At 31.7% G+C, this 18,802-nt stretch carries 15 protein-coding genes; 11 read left to right on the forward strand and 4 right to left on the reverse strand.

Going from position 1 to position 18,802, the window contains the following annotated elements; genetic code table 11:
- Positions 1 to 29 precede the first annotated feature (29 nt).
- The 5 genes from ACVC3Y_RS16265 (at position 30) to ACVC3Y_RS16285 (ending at position 9,622) form a co-directional block, all read left to right on the forward strand.
- Positions 30 to 3,509, forward strand: a complete 3,480-nt coding sequence (locus ACVC3Y_RS16265) for a TIM-barrel domain-containing protein (protein ID WP_452227454.1) — start codon at positions 30 to 32, stop codon at positions 3,507 to 3,509.
- A gap of 7 nt (positions 3,510 to 3,516) precedes the next feature.
- Positions 3,517 to 5,190, forward strand: coding sequence for an alpha-amylase family glycosyl hydrolase (locus ACVC3Y_RS16270; protein ID WP_452227455.1), 1,674 nt, complete (start codon positions 3,517 to 3,519; stop codon positions 5,188 to 5,190).
- An 8-nt stretch (positions 5,191 to 5,198) separates the two neighbouring features.
- On the forward strand, positions 5,199 to 6,620 hold the full coding sequence (locus ACVC3Y_RS16275) for an alpha-amylase family glycosyl hydrolase (RefSeq protein ID WP_452227456.1): 1,422 nt from the start codon (positions 5,199 to 5,201) through the stop codon (positions 6,618 to 6,620).
- A gap of 8 nt (positions 6,621 to 6,628) precedes the next feature.
- Complete coding sequence (locus ACVC3Y_RS16280) at positions 6,629 to 7,051, forward strand: hypothetical protein (protein ID WP_452227457.1); 423 nt, start codon at positions 6,629 to 6,631, stop codon at positions 7,049 to 7,051.
- 198 nt (positions 7,052 to 7,249) lie between these two features.
- On the forward strand, positions 7,250 to 9,622 hold the full coding sequence (locus ACVC3Y_RS16285; protein ID WP_452227458.1) for a GAF domain-containing protein: 2,373 nt from the start codon (positions 7,250 to 7,252) through the stop codon (positions 9,620 to 9,622).
- Here ACVC3Y_RS16285 and ACVC3Y_RS16290 read toward each other — a convergent pair.
- The gene (locus ACVC3Y_RS16290) at positions 9,619 to 10,815 is read right to left on the reverse strand and encodes a Pycsar system effector family protein (RefSeq protein WP_452227459.1); all 1,197 of its coding nucleotides are present in this window, start codon (positions 10,813 to 10,815) and stop codon (positions 9,619 to 9,621) included. The two genes, ACVC3Y_RS16285 and ACVC3Y_RS16290, sit on opposite strands and share 4 nt — an antisense overlap.
- Before the next feature lie 91 nt (positions 10,816 to 10,906).
- Positions 10,907 to 11,749 (reverse strand): hypothetical protein, encoded by an 843-nt coding sequence (locus tag ACVC3Y_RS16295; protein WP_303420572.1) that lies wholly within the window; start codon positions 11,747 to 11,749, stop codon positions 10,907 to 10,909.
- Positions 11,750 to 11,885: 136 nt separating this feature from the next.
- Here ACVC3Y_RS16295 and ACVC3Y_RS16300 point away from each other — a divergent pair, with 136 nt between their 5' ends.
- Together ACVC3Y_RS16300 and ACVC3Y_RS16305 are read left to right on the forward strand one after the other, a co-directional pair.
- Complete coding sequence (locus ACVC3Y_RS16300) at positions 11,886 to 13,097, forward strand: NAD(P)/FAD-dependent oxidoreductase (protein ID WP_452227460.1); 1,212 nt, start codon at positions 11,886 to 11,888, stop codon at positions 13,095 to 13,097.
- Position 13,098: 1 nt separating this feature from the next.
- A complete protein-coding gene (locus ACVC3Y_RS16305; protein WP_452227461.1) occupies positions 13,099 to 13,629 on the forward strand; it encodes a DUF1697 domain-containing protein in 531 nt (176 codons plus the stop codon).
- Here the strand turns inward: ACVC3Y_RS16305 and ACVC3Y_RS16310 are convergent.
- Positions 13,618 to 13,848, reverse strand: coding sequence for a hypothetical protein (locus tag ACVC3Y_RS16310; protein ID WP_452227462.1), 231 nt, complete (start codon positions 13,846 to 13,848; stop codon positions 13,618 to 13,620). The two genes, ACVC3Y_RS16305 and ACVC3Y_RS16310, sit on opposite strands and share 12 nt — an antisense overlap.
- Complete coding sequence (locus tag ACVC3Y_RS16315) at positions 13,838 to 14,371, reverse strand: TetR/AcrR family transcriptional regulator (protein ID WP_452227463.1); 534 nt, start codon at positions 14,369 to 14,371, stop codon at positions 13,838 to 13,840. Before ACVC3Y_RS16315 ends, ACVC3Y_RS16310 begins: the two co-directional genes overlap by 11 nt.
- A 197-nt stretch (positions 14,372 to 14,568) precedes the next feature.
- Here ACVC3Y_RS16315 and mvaD point away from each other — a divergent pair, with 197 nt between their 5' ends.
- The 4 genes from mvaD (at position 14,569) to ACVC3Y_RS16335 (ending at position 18,771) form a co-directional block, all read left to right on the forward strand.
- Positions 14,569 to 15,651 carry a diphosphomevalonate decarboxylase gene (mvaD, locus tag ACVC3Y_RS16320; protein ID WP_452227556.1) on the forward strand — a complete coding sequence of 361 codons (1,083 nt, stop codon included), beginning with the start codon at positions 14,569 to 14,571 and terminating at the stop codon, positions 15,649 to 15,651.
- A 59-nt stretch (positions 15,652 to 15,710) separates the two neighbouring features.
- Complete coding sequence (locus ACVC3Y_RS16325) at positions 15,711 to 16,640, forward strand: mevalonate kinase family protein (RefSeq protein WP_452227464.1); 930 nt, start codon at positions 15,711 to 15,713, stop codon at positions 16,638 to 16,640.
- A 77-nt stretch (positions 16,641 to 16,717) separates the two neighbouring features.
- On the forward strand, positions 16,718 to 17,629 hold the full coding sequence (locus ACVC3Y_RS16330; protein ID WP_452227465.1) for a geranylgeranylglycerol-phosphate geranylgeranyltransferase: 912 nt from the start codon (positions 16,718 to 16,720) through the stop codon (positions 17,627 to 17,629).
- Positions 17,630 to 17,907: 278 nt separating this feature from the next.
- Entirely contained in the window at positions 17,908 to 18,771 is an 864-nt protein-coding gene (locus ACVC3Y_RS16335; protein ID WP_452227466.1) for a pseudouridine synthase, read from the forward strand.
- Positions 18,772 to 18,802 lie beyond the last annotated feature (31 nt).

Raw genomic sequence — 18,802 nt, forward strand, 5'->3', positions numbered from 1 at the left:
GATACGTAATATACTTTTAAAGATTAAACATGAGAAATTTATTATACATACTATTCTTTTTATTATTTCAAGTCACCTATTCTCAGGTAACCATCATTGTTGAAGCACTTCCAAAAGACACTCCACAAGATGCTTCTATATTTGTTTCAGGAGATTTTGAAGGTTGGTCTGGCGGACACAAAGACTACCAATTACAATTTGTAAATGGTCAGCACCAAATAACACTTCCTAAAACAGAACAACGCATTTTATTCAAGTTTACCTTAGGGAATTGGGAGACTTCAGAAAGTACCAATACAGGTGAAACTATAGATAATCGTATTCATAAATTTGAAAAACCAAACGATACAATACATGTGAAAATAGCTGGTTGGAGCCATATGTTTGATAATAAAGATGTCTCTACTGCTTCAAAAAATGTTTCCATTATTTCTGAAACATTTCATATACCACAACTTAACAGAAAACGTCGTGTTTGGGTGTATTTACCACCAGATTATCAGACTTCAAAGCAAGATTATCCTGTGGTTTATATGCATGATGGTCAAAATATTTTTGATGCTAGTACTTCGGGTTATGGCGAATGGAATGTAGACGAAACCCTAGACAAACTATTTAAAGAGAACTTAAAACTTATCGTTGTTGGTGTCGATAATGGCGAATCTAAACGTTTAGATGAATATTCTCCATGGACCAATGCTAAATATGGAGGTGGCGAAGGTGACGCATACGTCAATTTTATTGTCAATACATTAAAACCCTACATAGATACTAATTATAACACCAAAAAAGATAGAAACAATACAGCCATTTTTGGTAGTTCTATGGGAGGTTTGATTTCGCATTATGCAGCTTTAAAACATCCAACAGTTTTTGGTAAAGTTGGTGTGTATTCTCCTGCATTTTGGTTTGCTCCAGAAGTGCATCCTTTTACAAAATCTCATGCTAATATCAAGGATACTAAAATGTACTTTTTAGCTGGAGGAAAAGAAGGTGAAAACGCAGGTTATAACGAGATTAGCCAAACCGTTACAGATATGAATAGTATCATTTCTATACTAGAAAACAACGGGTTTCCTAAAAAAAACATACAGTCTAAAGTCGTCCCTGAAGGTAAACATAACGAAGCACTTTGGAGTACTAATTTTGCTGAAGCCATTACGTGGTTGTTTGCAGATGCTATTCAGAAAAGAGAATTTAAATCCGTTACATTTAAAGACAATCAGCTAAATGTTCAGGTTTCAGATGGAAGCTATTCCATGCATTTTTACCATCCTGAAATTATCGAAACTACATTTTTACCAACGGGTGAAACAGCGCTTCATAAAAAGTCGCATGCAGTTATTTTAAACAATACTTTTTCTAAAGTTTCTTTTAATGAAACAGAAAATGAAATTACTTTTCAATCTGAAAAATTAACAGTAAAAATCACCAAGTCTCCTTTTCATATTTCGTATTGGAAAGATGGAAAAGAAGTGACTTCTGTAAAAAATAGTTTTCAAAAAACAGACAATTTTGAAACCATCAGTTTTAATCTAAAACCTGAGGAAGTATTGTATGGTGCAGGAGCAAGAGCTTTAGGTATGAACCGAAGAGGCAATCGTTTAGAATTGTACAATAAAGCACATTATGGTTATGAAGACCGAAGTGAGTTAATGAACTATACCATGCCTATTGTGGTGTCTTCCAAAAAGTATTTAATTCATTTTGACAATGCACCAATTGGCTTTTTAGATTTAGATAGTAAAGCAGATAACACACTAACATACGAAACCATTTCTGGAAGAAAAACCTATCAAATTGTAGTTGGTGATTCTTGGTTAGATGTAACGAAGAACTACACCAAACTAACTGGTACACAACCCATGCCACCACGTTGGGCTTTAGGTAATTTTTCTAGCCGATTTGGTTATCATTCGCAAGAAGAAGTAACTGCTACAGTAGAAAAATTTAGAGAAGAGAATATTCCATTAGATGCTATTATTATCGATATTTTTTGGTTCGGACAAACCATTCAAGGTACTATGGGAAACCTTGCTTTTGATCGTGATTCTTTTCCAAACCCAAAACAAATGCTAAAAGGTTTAAAAGATAATAATGTTAAAACCGTTTTAGTAACAGAACCGTTTGTATTAACCACATCAAACCGTTGGGACGAAGCGGTAAAAGCAGATGTTTTGGCTAAAGATTCATTAGGGAATCCGTTTACTTACGATTTCTATTTTGGTAACACAGGATTGATAGATATTTTCAATCCAAAAGGAAAACAATGGTTTCAAAATATTTATAAAGACTTAGCCGATTTAGGGGTTTCAGGAGTTTGGGGAGATTTAGGAGAACCAGAAGTACATCCTAAAAATCTAATACACGCCACAGGAACAGCAGATGAGGTACATAATATTTATGGTCACCATTGGGCGGAATTAGTACAAGATATGTACATCCAAAATTTTCCAAATACAAGACCATTTATTTTAATGCGTGCAGGAAGTTCTGGATCGCAAAGATTTGGTATGATACCTTGGTCTGGGGATGTCAACAGAACTTGGGGAGGATTACAATCTCAACCAGAAATTGCATTACAAATGGGAATGCAAGGATTAGCTTATATGCATAGTGATTTAGGTGGTTTTGCTGGTAATAATTTAGATGATGAGTTGTATGCTCGATGGTTACAGTATGGTGTGTTTCAACCTATTTACAGACCACATGCACAAGAAGAAGTGCCTGCAGAACCTGTTTTTAGAAGCGATAAAGCAAAAGCCTTAGCTAAAGAGTCTATCGAATTACGTTACCAATTACTCCCTTATAATTACAATTTGGTATTTGAAAATAACCAAACTGGTGCGCCTTTAATGCGAGCCTTGTTTTTTGAAGAAGAAGACAATGTGAAGTTGCAAACTATGGCTTCAACATACCTTTGGGGAAATGACTTTTTAATCACGCCTATTGTGAATGCTAAGCAAACAGAAGCTGAGGTGTACTTTCCTGAAAACAGTAATTGGTTTGATTTTTATACCAATAAAAAAGTAGAAGGCGGACAATCACTTCCTGTAAAAACGCAAGAAAATTACATTCCAACCTATGTTCGTGGTGGCGCATTTATTCCAACGGCTAAAGCCATGCAAAGCACTGCAGAATATAATGGAAACACCTTCGAATTGCATTATTATTACGATGCTTCTATAGCTAAAAGTGAACGTAAAATGTATAATGACGATGGTAAAACAAAAAACGCTTTTGAAAACGGTCAATATGAGATTTTAGAGTTTGAAGCAGAAACCACTTCAAAGCTTTTAGAATTGCAGTTTGAAGCAGAAACAGGTGCTAAATACGTTACAACTACTAAAAATATAGATGTAGTAATTCACCATTTTCCTAAAGCACCAAAACGTATAAAATGCAATGGTAAGAAATTAGATTTCCATTACGATGCAAACTCAAAAACGTTGCGTTTTAATCTAAAGTGGAACACTTCAAGTAGCCATAAAACACAAATAACATACTAAGTATAACATGAAAAATAACATACTTTTAATTGCATTAACTTTGCTCGCTTTTAGTTGTAAAACCGAAAAAAAAGTAAATCAAGATATCGCTGAAGATCAGAAAAAAGAAGCGGCTAGAACCCCTTTTGTTTGGGATGCTGCAAACATCTATTTTTTATTGACAGATCGTTTTAATAATGGAGACAAAACCAATGATGTAAACTATGGAAGAACCCAAGAAACTGCTGTTTTACGAGGTTTTGAAGGTGGCGATTTAAAAGGGATTATCCAAAAAATTGAAGAAGGTTATTTTACAAACTTAGGAATCAATGCCATTTGGATGTCGCCAATCGTGGAGCAAATTCATGGTGGAACAGACGAAGGAACTGGTGTAACCTATGGTTTTCATGGGTATTGGACAAAAGATTGGACCAACATTGATGCTAATTTAGGAACCAAAGCGGATTTAAAAAAATTGGTTGATGCAGCACATAAAAAAGGTATTCGCATCTTGTTAGATGCTGTAATAAATCACACTGGTCCAGTTACAGAGCAAGATCCTGTTTGGCCAAGCGATTGGGTAAGAACAGGCCCACAATGTAGTTACGATAATTACGAAAACACCGTAACGTGTACTTTGGTAAAAAACCTTCCAGACATTAAAACCGAAAGTAACGAAGCTGTAGAATTACCACCACAATTGGTGGAAAAATGGAAAGCAGAAGGTCGTTATGACGAAGAGGTTGCAGAATTAGATGCCTTTTTTAAAGCTACAGGTTATCCGCGTGCTCCTCGTTTTTATATCATGAAATGGTTAAGCGATTACATTACAGATTTTGGTATTGATGGTTACCGAGTAGATACCGTAAAACATACCGAAGCTTTTGTTTGGCAAGAGTTTAAAGCTGTTAGTGATAACGCTTTCGCGGAATTTAAGCAGCAAAACCCAAACAAAGTTCTAGACGATAATGCGTTTTACTTGGTTGGAGAAGTATATAATTACGGAATTTCAGCAGGAACAGCTTTCGATTTTGGAGATAAAAAAGTCAACTATTTTGATGCTGCTTTTAATAGTCTAATCAATTTTGAATTTAAATGGAATGCTGCACAGCAAACCTATGAAGAACAATTCAAAAAATACGATAGTCTTTTGCATACCAACCTTAAAGATTATGGTGTATTAAACTATTTAACGTCTCATGACGACGGACAGCCTTTCGATAAAAATAGAGAGAAAACCTACGAAACTGCTACGCGATTATTGTTATCTCCTGGAGCTTCACAAGTATATTATGGAGATGAATCTGCAAGAGATTTAACCATAGATGGAACCGTTGGGGACGCTACTTTAAGAAGTTTCATGAATTGGGAAGAACTTTCTCAAAAACAAGATGTACTAAGCCATTGGCAAAAATTGGGTCAGTTTAGACGCAATCATCCTTCTATTGGAGCAGGAAAGCATACTAGGATTAGCAATGCACCTTACTTTTTTAGTAGAAGCTATACTAAAGGGTATTTTAAAGATGACGTCATTGTTGGTATCGATATTCCTAAAGGAAAACACACCATTAACGTGTCTTCTGTTTTTAACGATGGAGATACAGTGAAAGATTTTTATTCCGGAAAAACAGTAGAAGTAGTAAACGGAAACATCAAAATAGAAGTAGAGTCAAATATTTTATTATTAGAAGAATTAAACTAAATATACGCATGAAAAAAATAATCTTATCCTTAGTGTTTCTTAGCATTTTAGCATGTAAAGAAGAGAAGAAACAAGTAGAAGTTGCAACAGCTTCAGAAGAAAAAATAAGCATAGAACCTATTTCGGCTTCCGACTTAGAAACGGCTGTCATTTATGAAGCGAATATTAGACAATATTCCCCAGAAGGAACTTTTGAGCAATTTACAAAAGACATTCCGCAGTTAAAACAATTAGGTGTAAAAGTGATTTGGTTAATGCCAGTGTTTCCTATTTCAGAAACCAAAAGAAAAGCAACAGGAGGAGAGGACAGTAAGTTTGCAACCGATTTTCCAGAAGCAGAACAAGATAAATATTTAGGAAGTTACTATGCGGTTTCCGATTTTACTAAAATTAATCCAGAATTTGGGACTATTGAAAATTTTAGAGATTTAGTAAATACTGCTCATGACAATGGGATTTATGTCATTTTAGACTGGGTGCCAAATCATACAGGTTGGGATCATACCTGGTTAAAAAGCAATCCGGAGTATTATACACAAAACGAGAAAGGAGCGGTTGTACATCCTGAAGATACCGATTGGACAGATGTTGCCGATTTAAATTACGATAATCAAGAAATGCGTAAAGAAATGATTGCAGATATGAGCTATTGGTTAACAGATGAAGGTGTTGATGGTTTTAGATGTGACGTAGCAGGATCGGTACCAACTAATTTTTGGGAACAAGCTATTCCAGAATTACGTGCTAAAAAAGATATTTTTATGCTAGCAGAAGCTTGGGAACCAGAATTATTGAAAGACGGTTTGTTTGATATGGCGTATGGTTGGGATGGACACCATGTTATGAATCATATCGCTAAAGGGGAAGAAAATGCAACCGCTTTTTCAGATTATATGAAGAAGAGAAATGAAACCTACCTAGCAGATGATATATTAATGAATTTTGTAACCAATCACGATGAAAACTCTTGGAATGGCACCATTAAGGAACGTATGGGAAATGCTTCTGAAACAATGACTGCTTTAAGTTATGTAATGCCTGGAATGCCATTAATTTATTCTGGTCAAGAATATGATTTAGACCACAGGTTATTGTTTTTTGAAAAAGATAGTTTCCCGCATACGAAAGGAAATACATGGAAGTTGTTAGAAAAACTGGGGAAACTTAAAAGTACAAGTACTGCACTAAATGGAGGTAAAAATGCTGCTTCTTATGAAAAAATAGCTGTTCCGAATAAAAATATTTTAGCATTTAAAAGAAGTAAAAACGGAAGTACCGTTATTTATTTAGCAAACCTTTCTAATCAAGAATTAAAAGTAAGTCTACCTATAAAAGGAAAGTATTTAGATTATATGACAAATTCAGCCATTGAAATCGATGAAGAAGTTATGCCATTAGGAGCTTGGGAGTATAAAATATTAATAAATTAAAATGTAAAATGATGAAGAATATTTTGTTTTTATATTGTTTTTTCTTTTTAAATATTACTGTTTTTGCTCAAGTAGGAGTTGGTACTATAGATCCTAAAAGCACTTTAGATATTAATGGAAACCTTTCTGTAAAACACCTTACTTTAACGGGTAGCGGGACAGCTACAGATATTAATGATGGTGTTTATTTGTCTGTAGATCCGCAAGCTACAGATCAGGAATTTAGGCTTCCAAATCCCATTAGTTTTCCAGGGAGAGTTTATGTTATTAGAAATATTAATAATGTAAATACTGCACAGTTAACAACTACTTCAGGTTTATTATTTCCTAAAGGATCCACAATTGGAAGTTCGCAAGTTTATATGTACGAAAATAATTTAAGAACTATAATAGTAATTAGTGATGGTTTTAATTGGACGTATATCGATTAATTATTTAAATATAAAACCCAGAAAAGTCTCTTTTGAATACTAATTCGAAGAGACTTTTTTTTTTGTTTAAAAACTTGATTTTGTTGGGCTAGGACATACAACTAAAATGTAGAGAAAAAATAATTGAACTGTTAAGGATATTAGATTTAAAACGACTAAAATATATATTTGTATTTTTATACTATAAATTTAATAATCATGGAAGTGTTTAACCAGTCCGAATCACCAATGTGTTTGCAGATTAGCTTTAATAAGTTATTAGAGCATTATGAGGAGTTAGTTACTAATTCTGATGCGTTTATTTCTAGAAAAGCACAACGAGTTTTAAAAACAGCGGCTCCTTACCCTATACTTCGTGAAGGATTTACTGATATTAAATTACTAGAAAAATACAAAAATGAAATTCAAATCATATTACAAGATTCTTTTAGTGCAGTTTTAACAAAAAATGAAATTAAAACGGCTTCTATACCTTTTGAAGATGTAGTTTTTAATTCCTCGGAACGCTTTAAATCTATTATTAAAACAGCAGGAGAAAATTTTGATTTGAAAATACAAAATATGCCTGAAGATGATAGGTATATTATTTATTGTACAATTATTTTAAACTTTTATTATGGATATTCGTTAGACTTTAAAAGACCTTTTTATTACGAAATACCAGACGAAAAAGGAATTATCCGATATTATAAAATATTATATAATGCCGATTTTGTAGAGATTATTCCTAATGAAAATGCACCAAAAATAACACAGGAAGATTATAATGAGTTATTAGATAATTTTGAAAATATAGATTTATGGAAAGCAAAGTTTCCTCCAAATAGTTATTCTTTTAAAGGTTTTGTGATTTCTAATATGTTTGATGTTACCAATGATCAATCTATTTCCAATATTAAATCTAAATTAATAGGAGAGAACAAGCGAAAAGATGAAACTTTTATGGAAGGATTTCATGAAATTTTTCGCTCGTTATTAGGTTTAAAAGATATACGGGTAGGTTTTTCAATTTATAATAAAGAGGACCAAACTTTTGAACGTGTGTACGGAGCAGGAATGAGTAGTTTTTTATTACATGATTTAGATACTTCTATATGCTCTGATGCTTTATGTAATTGGACATATAATAGACTTTTAAATGAAAAAAAGTTTTTTTCCGTTTCCGATGTAAACCTAATGTTTGAAAAAACAGAAGGGAAGATTCCACATATAAATATTCTTCATAAACAAGGAATACAGAGTGCTATTTTTGCACCTATTGCTACAGATGATGAGGTTATGGGGATTCTTGAAATCGTTTCAGAAAAACCAAAAGTACTTAACAGCATTAATGCAAATAAGCTTACAGATATTATGCCTTTTATCGTCTCTGCTGTCGAACGTTCTAAAAATGAAGAAGAGAATTTAATTGAAGCTGTTATACAACAAGAATGTACTTCTATTCATTCCAGTGTAAATTGGCGATTTATAAAAGAAGCTAGAAATTTTATTAATGCCCAATTAAAAGGGGAAGAACCAAACTTTAATAAAATAGTTTTTGATAATGTGTATCCGCTTTATGGGCAAATTGATATTAAAGGATCTTCGGAAGCTAGAAATTGGGCAACACAACAAGATTTAATATTACAATTAAAAAATGTAGAAGCTATTTTAAAAAGTGCTTCCGAGATAGAGAAACTTCCTATTTATGATCAGTTTATATTTCAAATAAGAGAATATTTAACCGATTTAAAAGAACATTTTCAAGTAGATAGTGAACAACATATTGCTTCTTTTTTTAGTCAAGATATAGAGCCTGTTTTAGAGCATTTGGTTTCTGTAAAAGCATTAAAATCTAAAGTCGAGAACTATTATAAAACGATTGATAGTACTGTGAAAGTAGTTTATAAGCACAGAAAACAGTATGACGATACCGTGTCTAAAATAAATAAAAGCATGGCCTCGCTTTTAGATAAAAAGCAGGTGAAAGCACAAAAAATGTACCCACATTATTTTGAGCGTTTTAAAACAGATGGTGTAGAACATAACATGTATATTGGCGAGTCTATAACTAAAGAGGATAGCTTTAATCCTATTTATTTATATAATTTAAGATTATGGCAAGTACAGGTTATGTGCGAAATGGAAAATGCATATTACCAAATGCGAAATAAATTTCCTGTACAATTAGATGTGGCTTCCATGATACTTGTTTTTAACCAGCCTTTATCTATAAGTTTTAGAATGGACGAAAAGCAATTTGACGTAGATGGTACTTATAATGCCAGATATGAAATTGTAAAAAAACGTGTAGATAAAGCCTATATTAAAGGAACAGAAGAACGTATTACCCAAAAAGGAAAAATAACGATTGTGTATTCGCAAAAACAAGATGAAGTAGAGTACTTGCGTTATATTAAATTTTTACAAGCCAAGCATTATTTAGATACTGATGTAGAGATTTTGGAGTTGCAAGATTTACAAGCTGTAACAGGTTTAAAAGCTATACGAGTGAGTGTGTTATATCATAAAAATAAAACCGATAAGGCTTTTTTTACCTATGATGATTTAATGAAAGAAATTAAAGCTTAAATGCCAGAATATTGAAAAGCTATTGCAAAAGCAATAACACTACAAATGATGCCAACCATGAAGACCGTATAGGTGACACGAAGTATTTTGTATTTCCTATTTAATACTAAGCCTAAAAAGTATAAATCTTTTTTCATTGCAGAATATAAATAGTCTTTGTCTTTCATCATTTCTCCCATTGCCCATTCAAACTCGTCTAATTTCATTTTATGAAAATTACCAAAAAATAAAAGATTTACTTTTTTGTTCGCTACATCTTCTTTAGTAAATTCTCCTCGCGTTACATTTGGTCTTGTAGCTATAACAGACAATATCATCGATGTTACAGTGAACAATACAAAAACTACAGTAGGGTAAATAAGGTAGGTGTTAGATGGGTTGTCTAATTTAGGTAAAAGATTAGCCATTACTAAAGATACAATAATAGCATTCACCGATAATAAAATATTCGCTTTGGTATCTGCAATATCACTTAGTGTAATATGGTTTTTAAGTGTTACTCTAAACATGGTTTCTATACCGCGTTCTGGAATTTCAATTTTATTTTTCTTGAATTTTAATTCTTCTTTTTTCTGCTTTAATTTGGCTTTGTTTAATTGTAGCTTGCTTTGATCTTTAAGTAGTTTCGCGAGATTTTTACTTTTTCCTTTTTCCCATAGAGAAACTGCTAAGTCACTATTAAATTTGTGGTCTTTGGTGAGAAACGTAATGTTTTCATTCAGCCATTCTGTATTTGTTAGTTTCTTTTGGTTGGTTAATTCTAATTCTTTTTTTAAAAGTTGTGTAACATTACTAAAATTCTTGTTTCCAATATGTGCACAATCTGCATCACGAATCAATTTTTCTAACTCATTTTTTGGTGTATATCCCATTTTTGTAGCTAGAATTAAGTCATTTACCGTTTTAATTTCATCTACAGTACAATTGTGTTTTTGTAAAAAGGCTTTTGCAAGAGCTGCACTATGTGTTTCGTGATCGTTAATGCTTTTTATAAAACCAACATCATGAAACCATGCGCTAATAATTAAAAGCTTTTTACTTTGTGGATCTAAACGGCCTATATCTGCAAGTTCTGTTGCTTTTTTCACCACATTTTGTGTGTGCGTCAAATTATGGTAAACAAAGCTATTATCTAAATTTGTATTTAAAAGATGAACAACATGTTTTTCGGTTTCGGCAATAATATGATCCATAAAATAATATGATTTTAAGTAAAAATACTAAACTTTAATTAATGTATAACAAACAACTTTTTTAGTCGGAAAGAATAGAAATACTTTCTGTTTATTTTAAACGAAATTCATACAAGTTTCCTCCAGCGCCATGTGCTTTTTCGTCTGTTATATAAACCGTTTGATTGTCTTTAAAACAAATGCCTTCTTTTTGCGATTCATAATTAAAAGGAAACTCTCTTATTGTACCATTTAAAAAATCATCTTCTTTAAAGTCTGTGAAAAGTAAAACAGATTTTTGATTTAGTAAAACTACCTGCTTGCCATCCGGACTAATATCTGCAGAAGTTATCCAACAATGTAGGTCGTCGCAGTTAGAATAGGTTCCTAGAAATTGTGCTTCATGCGTTCCTGAATTCGCAGGAATTTTATACAGATTTGTTTTTCCAAAATCTCCTTTTACGCGACTTTTGGTAAATAAGTATAAGTTGTTATTATGATAAAAAAATGCTTCGCAATCAAAGTAAAGTTTTTTCTTTTTAGGTGGAAATTTTTTTTGATCCGGATAGGTAAAGGAAATACGTTCAATCGAAACTTTTTCTTTACTTTTTAAGCTAGAAGCACTAACTTTTAAAATAGCCAAATTTTTACGCTTACTTATATTGTTTCCAAAATCACCAATATAAATGTTTCCTTCAGTATCACTAGTTAGATCCTCCCAATCGTGGTTTTTGGCATCTATTTTTAATTCTTCTTTTATTTTGCCATTTGCATTTAATCCAAAGAGCCTTGGTTTGTTTCCGCTGTCGTTTACCATCCAAATCAAGTTGGAATTTGTAGTGGTTTCTGTTCCAGAAACTTCGTTTAAATTGGAAGATAAATCGACTGCCGATTTAAATTCGGAGGTATTACAGCCTGTGTATAAAAATATTATTAGGATAAGGAGTTTATTCAAAGCAGTTATTATTTATTAATGCTAAATTTACGTGGTTTTTAAAAATAAGGAAACATCCATAACTAAAACCAGAGAATCAAAGATAATAATTAAATGGATGCTACATGTTACCTATAAAAAACAATAGATAAAAAACATGAAACAAAAAGACGTATTAATTATTGGAGGTGGAGCAGCCGGCTTTTTTGCAGCTATTAATATCGCTGTTCAAAACCCAAAATTAAAAATAACGATATTAGAAAAAGCTAAGGAAGGTTTGCAGAAAGTGAAAATTTCTGGAGGCGGAAGGTGTAATGTTACTCATGCAGAATTTATACCACAGGATTTGGTGTTAAATTATCCCAGAGGAGAGAAAGAATTACTTGGTCCTTTTCATCAATTTATGACAGGAGATACTATTGCTTGGTTTGAAGAACGTGGAGTCGCTTTAAAGATAGAAGAAGATGGTAGAATGTTTCCTGAGTCGAATACATCGCAAACGATTATAGATTGTTTTTTAAACGAAACGAAAAAGCATCAAATAGAAGTGTTATATAGTCAAACCGTAAAATCTATTCTTAAAGAAGAAGGTTTGTGGAATATTAAAACACAAGACGAAGTATTTATAGCGCCTAAAATATTGGTTGCCACTGGAAGTAGTCCTAAAATGTGGAAGGTGTTAGAAACGTTAAATCATTCCGTGATTCCACCTGTACCTTCGTTGTTTACTTTTAATATAAAAGATGATCGCATAAAAGATATTCCGGGAGTAGTTGCTCAAAATGTAGAAATTCAGGTAGTTGGTACCGAGTTGTTTTCCGAAGGGCCTTTGTTAATAACACATGTTGGTATGAGTGCTCCTTCTATTTTAAAACTATCTGCTTTTGGAGCTTTACAACTGGCCAAATTAGATTATAAATTTACTATTGCAGTGAATTTTATCAAAATGGATTATCAAGATTGTTTAGCTACTTTAAAAGATTTGAAATTAACTTTGGCTAAAAAAACTGTTTTAAAGGCTCCTCAGTTCGATTTGCCAAAACGTTTATGGAAACAATTAGTTTTAGCTTCCGTAATACAGGATGACAATCGATGGGCAGATTTAAATAAAAACCAATTGGAAGCACTTGCTGCACAATTAACAAAAGCGCATTTTAAGGTAGATGGAAAAAGTACGTTTAAAGATGAATTTGTAACCGCAGGAGGAATTGATTTAAAAGAAATTAATTTTAAGACTTTTGAAAGTAAGCTACATGCAAATCTTTATTTTGCAGGAGAAGTTATTAATGTAGATGCTATAACTGGTGGTTTTAATTTTCAGAATGCATGGACAGGAGCGTTTATAGCTTCACAATATATTTCTAAATAAAATGGAAACGTACATTGCTTTATTAAGAGGAATTAATGTTGGAGGTCATAAAAAAGTGCCAATGGCAACCTTACGAGAACTGCTAACAAATTCCGGTTTCGAAAATGTAAAAACATATATACAAAGTGGAAATATTGTTTTGCAGTCTTCAGAAAATAACACAAAAATTATTGAAAATATTATTAGTGAAATAATACGATCACATTTTAAATTCGAGGTTCCAGTTTTAGTAAAAACAAAAGAAGAGTTAGCACACATTTTTTATAATTGCCCTTTTAAGAAAATAGAAAAACAAAAAAGTTATTTTATTTTACTTCAAGAAATACCTAATAAAGATTTGGTTACGCTTGCTTTAAAAAAAGAATACAAAGCAGAGACATTTAAAATAATAAATAACTGTATTTACTTTTATAGTGAAGCAGGTTACGGGAAATCTAAATTCAATGCGAATTATTTCGAGCGAATACTTAAAACTGCAGCTACAGCAAGAAATTATAATACCATGATTAAGCTATTGTCTTTAGTGAAATAATGTGTTTTTTGAATGTTTTATAGCATACCATGAAGCATTTGCAGCTTCATTATTTTGTGCATCAGTCATTGGTAAAACACCATTTAAATTTAAACGAACAGCTGCAACTACATTGCTGTAAGGAACTTGAGATATAAGTGTTGCATAAAAACCTTTTCTAACAGCAAGCGCTAACATAGGTAATCGTATACGCTGTATTATCCATTGGTTACTTTTCAATATGCCTAACAGCATCCCATGAAGCATTTGCAGCTTCATTAATTTGTGCATCAGTCATTGGTAAAACACCATTTAACTTTAAATCAACAGCTGCAACCACATTACTGTAAGCAAGTTGCACTAATAAAGTTACATGTATATTTTTTAAAATACCGCTTTTTACACCATTCCAAAAAAAAGCAGCATGTTTTCTATAGTAGGTTTTAGTTTCTTCAACTAAATCTAATGGTATGATTGGAGGTTTGGCTACATGTTCGTAAAAATGAAAAGCTACAGGGTTGCTAATGTAGTAATGGTATAAGTCTTTCCAGTATTTTTTAAAAATTAGTTCAGGATTTGTATTTTCAGACTTTATTATAAGTATAGAACCAAAGTCTTTTCTTATCATTTTATAAATGTGGCAAAGTATATCTTCTTTATCTTTAAAATAATAATATATAGTACCAATAGCAACATTAGATTCTCTAGCTACTTGAGACATAGGTGTTGCATGTACCCCTTGTTTTACTACAAGTTCTAGCATTGTTAAAAGTATACGCTGTTTTTTATCCACTTATTAATATAGAATAACCATTTGGTTACAATCTACAAAAAATAAATATTTCTTTAGTTTTTTTAAAAATGTTTACGATGAAATACACTTAGTATTACACTTTTTAAAATATATTCTATACATACATGCTATCTAAAAAACTATATTTGCATAATAATTTGCATATAATGGAAGCCAATTCGTTTATACTTTTAAGAAATAATACAACACCTCATAATGGAAAGTTTACTTGGTCTTCACCTAGTAATATTGCATTAGTGAAATATTGGGGAAAAAAAGAAAACCAAATACCAAAAAACCCATCTGTAAGTTTTACGTTAGATGCTTGTAAAACAACTACAAGTTTAAGTTTTACTAAAAAAGAAAAAGATAATTCTTTTTCTTTTGATGTGGTATTTGAAGGAAAAAAGAATGAAGATTTTAAACCAAAAATAGAAACTTTTTTCAAACGTATTCAAACATATTTACCTTTTTTAAAAGACTATCATTTTACTATTGAAACAGAAAATACTTTTCCGCATAGCTCTGGTATTGCATCTTCTGCTTCCGGAATGAGTGCTTTGGCATTATGTCTTATGAGTATTGAAAAAGAAATAAACCCAAAAATTACTCAAGAATACTTTAACCAAAAAGCATCCTTTTTAGCACGTTTAGGTTCCGGTAGTGCTTGCCGAAGTATAGAAGGGGATTTAATAGTTTGGGGAAAACATGAAAATATTGAAGGAAGCTCCAATCTTTTTGCTATAAAATACCCATATACTGTTCACGATAATTTTAAAAATTACCAGGACACTATCCTATTGGTAGATAAAGGAGAAAAACAAGTTAGCAGTACTGTTGGTCACAACTTAATGCATAACCACCCTTTTGCAAAACAGCGTTTTAAACAAGCCAGTGAAAATATGACTAAACTTATGGATGTTTTTAAGACTGGTAACTTAAATGCATTTATAGATATAGTAGAAAGCGAAGCGCTTACGCTACATGCAATGATGCTGACAAGTATGCCGTATTTTATTTTAATGAAACCAAATACCCTTGAGATTATTAATGCTATTTGGGCATTTAGAAAACAATCCGGATTACATATTAGTTTTACTTTAGATGCAGGAGCTAATGTGCATGTGCTTTATCCCGAAAATGAAGCAGCAAAATGTATCGAGTTTATTAAAAATGAATTAGTTGCGTATTGCCAAAATGGTCACTATATTTGTGATACAATTGGTTTTGGTGCAAAACTAAAATCATAAAATTTGCGTATATTGGATAGAAGTTATTGCCAAATACTGCATATTAACAAAAAATATTTATGAAAGGACCTCTTTTTTACTCAAAAATTTTACTCTTTGGTGAATACGGAATCATTAAAGATTCTAAAGGATTATCTATTCCTTATAGTTTTTATAATGGTGCTTTAAAAATGGATGAAAACCCTTCAGCAGAAGCAGTAAAATCTAATGCTAGTTTAATAGATTTTGTTTCGCATTTAAAGCAAATCAATTCAGAGGTAGTCGTTTTTAATTTTAGCACATTAGAAGCAGATGTTCATGCAGGAATGTATTTCGATTCTTCCATACCACAAGGATATGGAGTTGGTAGCTCAGGCGCATTAGTAGCAGCTATTTACGATAAATATGCACAAGACAAGATTACAGTTTTAGAAAATCTAACACGAGAAAAGCTATTAAAATTAAAAACCATTTTCTCGGAAATGGAATCGTTTTTTCATGGTAAATCTTCAGGATTAGATCCTTTAAATAGTTATTTAAGTATTCCAATTTTAATACATTCTAAAGATAATATTGAAGCAACCGGAATTCCTTCGCAAACCAATAATGGTAAAGGAGCTGTTTTTTTATTAGATAGTGGCATTACTGGAGAAACAGCACCAATGGTGAGCATTTTTATGGAAAACATGAAGCAAGAAGGTTTTCGTAGTATGCTAAAAGATCAATTTATAAAACACACAGATGCTTGTGTAGACGACTTTTTAAAAGGAGATATCAAATCGCTTTTTAAAAATACCAAGCAACTATCTAAAGTGGTTTTAAATAATTTTAAACCAATGATACCAAACCAGTTTCACGAACTTTGGAAAAAAGGAATTGAAACCAATGAATACTACTTAAAACTTTGTGGTTCTGGTGGAGGAGGTTATATTTTAGGGTTTACAGAAAACTTTGAAAAAGCAAAACAGTCACTTAAAGAGTATAAACTAGAAGTAGTTTATAATTTCTAATAACGGTACTAGTACTTCAAATTGTTTCGCGCAATTTTTTGTAGTGTCGTATTAAAGATCTTATTCCATAAAACTATATGCTCTCCAGAAAACAAAAACATATTTTACTAAAATTTTTCAGTATGTTTTCTGTAGTGAGAGGGTACAATGTTCTCATTGTAGTAATAGCACAATATCTAACATCTGTTTACATTTTAGCGCATGATAAAACGGTTCGTGAAGTTGTTTTAGACGTAAACTTACTTATGCTAGTTTTAGCATCTGCCGCTACAATAGCAGGGGGTTACATTATTAATAATTTTTACGATTCCGAAAAAGATTTAATCAATAGGCCACAAAAATCCATGCTAGATAAATTGGTGAGTCAAAACACCAAGCTTTCCTTTTATTTTGTGCTTAATTTTCTAGCAGTTATTATGGCAAGTGCTGTTTCGTTTAAAGCCGTTTTGTTTTTTTCTATATATATATTCGCTATTTGGTTTTATTCCCATAAACTAAAAAAAACACCAATTATTGGCAATATTACTTCCGCAATTCTAACTATTACGCCATTTTTCGCCATTTTTATGTATTACAAAAATTTCGAACACGTAATTTTTGTACATGCAGCATTCCTGTTTTTAATCGTTTCTATGCGCGAATTAGTTAAAGATTTAGAAAACATAAAAGGAGATTTAGCCCTCAATTATAAAACCATACCAATAGTTTATGGCGAAAAATCTTCAAAAATAATGCTCACATTTTTAAGTGCATTCACCCTAATTCCTTCCTATTTATTAATAAATAGATACCAAATAGGTAAGATGAATTATTTCTTCTATTTAAGCACGATTCTATTAGCGGTATTTTTAGTATTACTATTTAAATCCAATACAAAAACACAATATCTAATACTACATAATATCTTAAAATTCATTATAGTTTCAGGGGTTTTTAGCATTTTGTTAATAGATGTAAACCTGCTTTTAAACAAATTAGTTTTACTATAAATTTGGGCGTTTGCTACTTCGTGAAAACTACGTAGCAACACGCTTTCGCAAGTCGCTTTTTTATATAAGTTTCTTTAAAAACATTAGTAATAAATAAATGTTTTATACGTGTTTTAAAAAATAGTAATAAAAAAAAAGAGCTCCAACAAATTGCTCAATCGTTAACGCAAGAAATTACTACCATCAAAAATAGTAACTCAACAATCGTAAATCATAATATATACTATATCTTTGCAGCATAATAAATTAAAAGATTCCCATTTCTAAGGGGGAAAATTATGAGTAAGCCAAGAGAAAATAAAAGCAAAGGAAAACCTTCAGGACGTGGTAATAATAACACACGTAACCAAAGCAATGCAAGAGGAAATGCTCCAATAAAAAATCAAGCAGCATCACAAAAGAAAAAGCAAACACCAGCACAAAAATCAGCTAATCCAGATCAAATACGTTTAAATAAATACGTAGCAAATTCTGGTATTTGTTCGCGTAGAGATGCAGATATGCACATCGCAACAGGATTAGTTTCTGTAAACGGAAAGGTCGTAACAGAAATGGGTTACAAAGTAAAACTAGAAGATGAGGTTCGTTTCGATGGAGCAAGAATAAATCCAGAAAAGAAAGCCTATGTTTTACTAAATAAACCAAAAGGTTTTGCGACAACAACAAGTGAGGGAAAAGGTCGTACAGTTATGGATTTAGTAGCAAATGCAACTAATTCTCGTATTAAGCCAATAGGTAGATTAGGTAGAAACAGTAAGGGGTTATTGTTATTTACCAATGATGATTTAGTAGCAGGTAAGTTTACCAATTCTAAAAATGGCGTACCTCGTTTATTTCAAATAGAATTAGACAAAAACTTGAGAGCAGAAGATCTTAAAAAAATTAGAGATGGCTTTAAAGTAGAAGGAAAACTAATTGAGGTAGAAGAAGTAAGTTATATCGATGGTGTGTCTAAAAAAGAAATAGGCCTTAAAATTAAAAACACAGGAAATACTATTATTCGTACCATTTTCGATTATTTAAAGTACGATGTAATAAGTGTAGATTGTGTTGCAATTGGGCATCTTACTAAAAAAGATATTCCTCGTGGTCACTGGAAACACCTAACCGAGCAGGAGTTAAATACCTTGAAAATGTTATAATATTCCACTAACTATATATTACATAAAAGTG

Source organism: Lacinutrix cladophorae, from assembly GCF_053604645.1.

Excerpts from the sequence above, each read along its gene's own strand:
- ACVC3Y_RS16275 (WP_452227456.1), top strand. The coding sequence starts at position 5,199 with ATGAAAAAAATAATCTTATCCTTAGTGTTTCTTAGCATTTTAGCATGT.
- ACVC3Y_RS16325 (WP_452227464.1), top strand. The coding sequence starts at position 15,711 with ATGAAAGGACCTCTTTTTTACTCAAAAATTTTACTCTTTGGTGAATAC.
- ACVC3Y_RS16265 (WP_452227454.1), top strand. The coding sequence starts at position 30 with ATGAGAAATTTATTATACATACTATTCTTTTTATTATTTCAAGTCACC.
- ACVC3Y_RS16280 (WP_452227457.1), top strand. The coding sequence starts at position 6,629 with ATGATGAAGAATATTTTGTTTTTATATTGTTTTTTCTTTTTAAATATT.
- mvaD (WP_452227556.1), top strand. The coding sequence starts at position 14,569 with ATGGAAGCCAATTCGTTTATACTTTTAAGAAATAATACAACACCTCAT.
- ACVC3Y_RS16330 (WP_452227465.1), top strand. The coding sequence starts at position 16,718 with ATGCTCTCCAGAAAACAAAAACATATTTTACTAAAATTTTTCAGTATG.
- ACVC3Y_RS16290 (WP_452227459.1), bottom strand. The coding sequence starts at position 10,815 with ATGGATCATATTATTGCCGAAACCGAAAAACATGTTGTTCATCTTTTA.
- ACVC3Y_RS16285 (WP_452227458.1), top strand. The coding sequence starts at position 7,250 with ATGGAAGTGTTTAACCAGTCCGAATCACCAATGTGTTTGCAGATTAGC.
- ACVC3Y_RS16300 (WP_452227460.1), top strand. The coding sequence starts at position 11,886 with ATGAAACAAAAAGACGTATTAATTATTGGAGGTGGAGCAGCCGGCTTT.
- ACVC3Y_RS16270 (WP_452227455.1), top strand. The coding sequence starts at position 3,517 with ATGAAAAATAACATACTTTTAATTGCATTAACTTTGCTCGCTTTTAGT.
- ACVC3Y_RS16305 (WP_452227461.1), top strand. The coding sequence starts at position 13,099 with ATGGAAACGTACATTGCTTTATTAAGAGGAATTAATGTTGGAGGTCAT.
- ACVC3Y_RS16315 (WP_452227463.1), bottom strand. The coding sequence starts at position 14,371 with ATGCTAGAACTTGTAGTAAAACAAGGGGTACATGCAACACCTATGTCT.
- ACVC3Y_RS16335 (WP_452227466.1), top strand. The coding sequence starts at position 17,908 with ATGAGTAAGCCAAGAGAAAATAAAAGCAAAGGAAAACCTTCAGGACGT.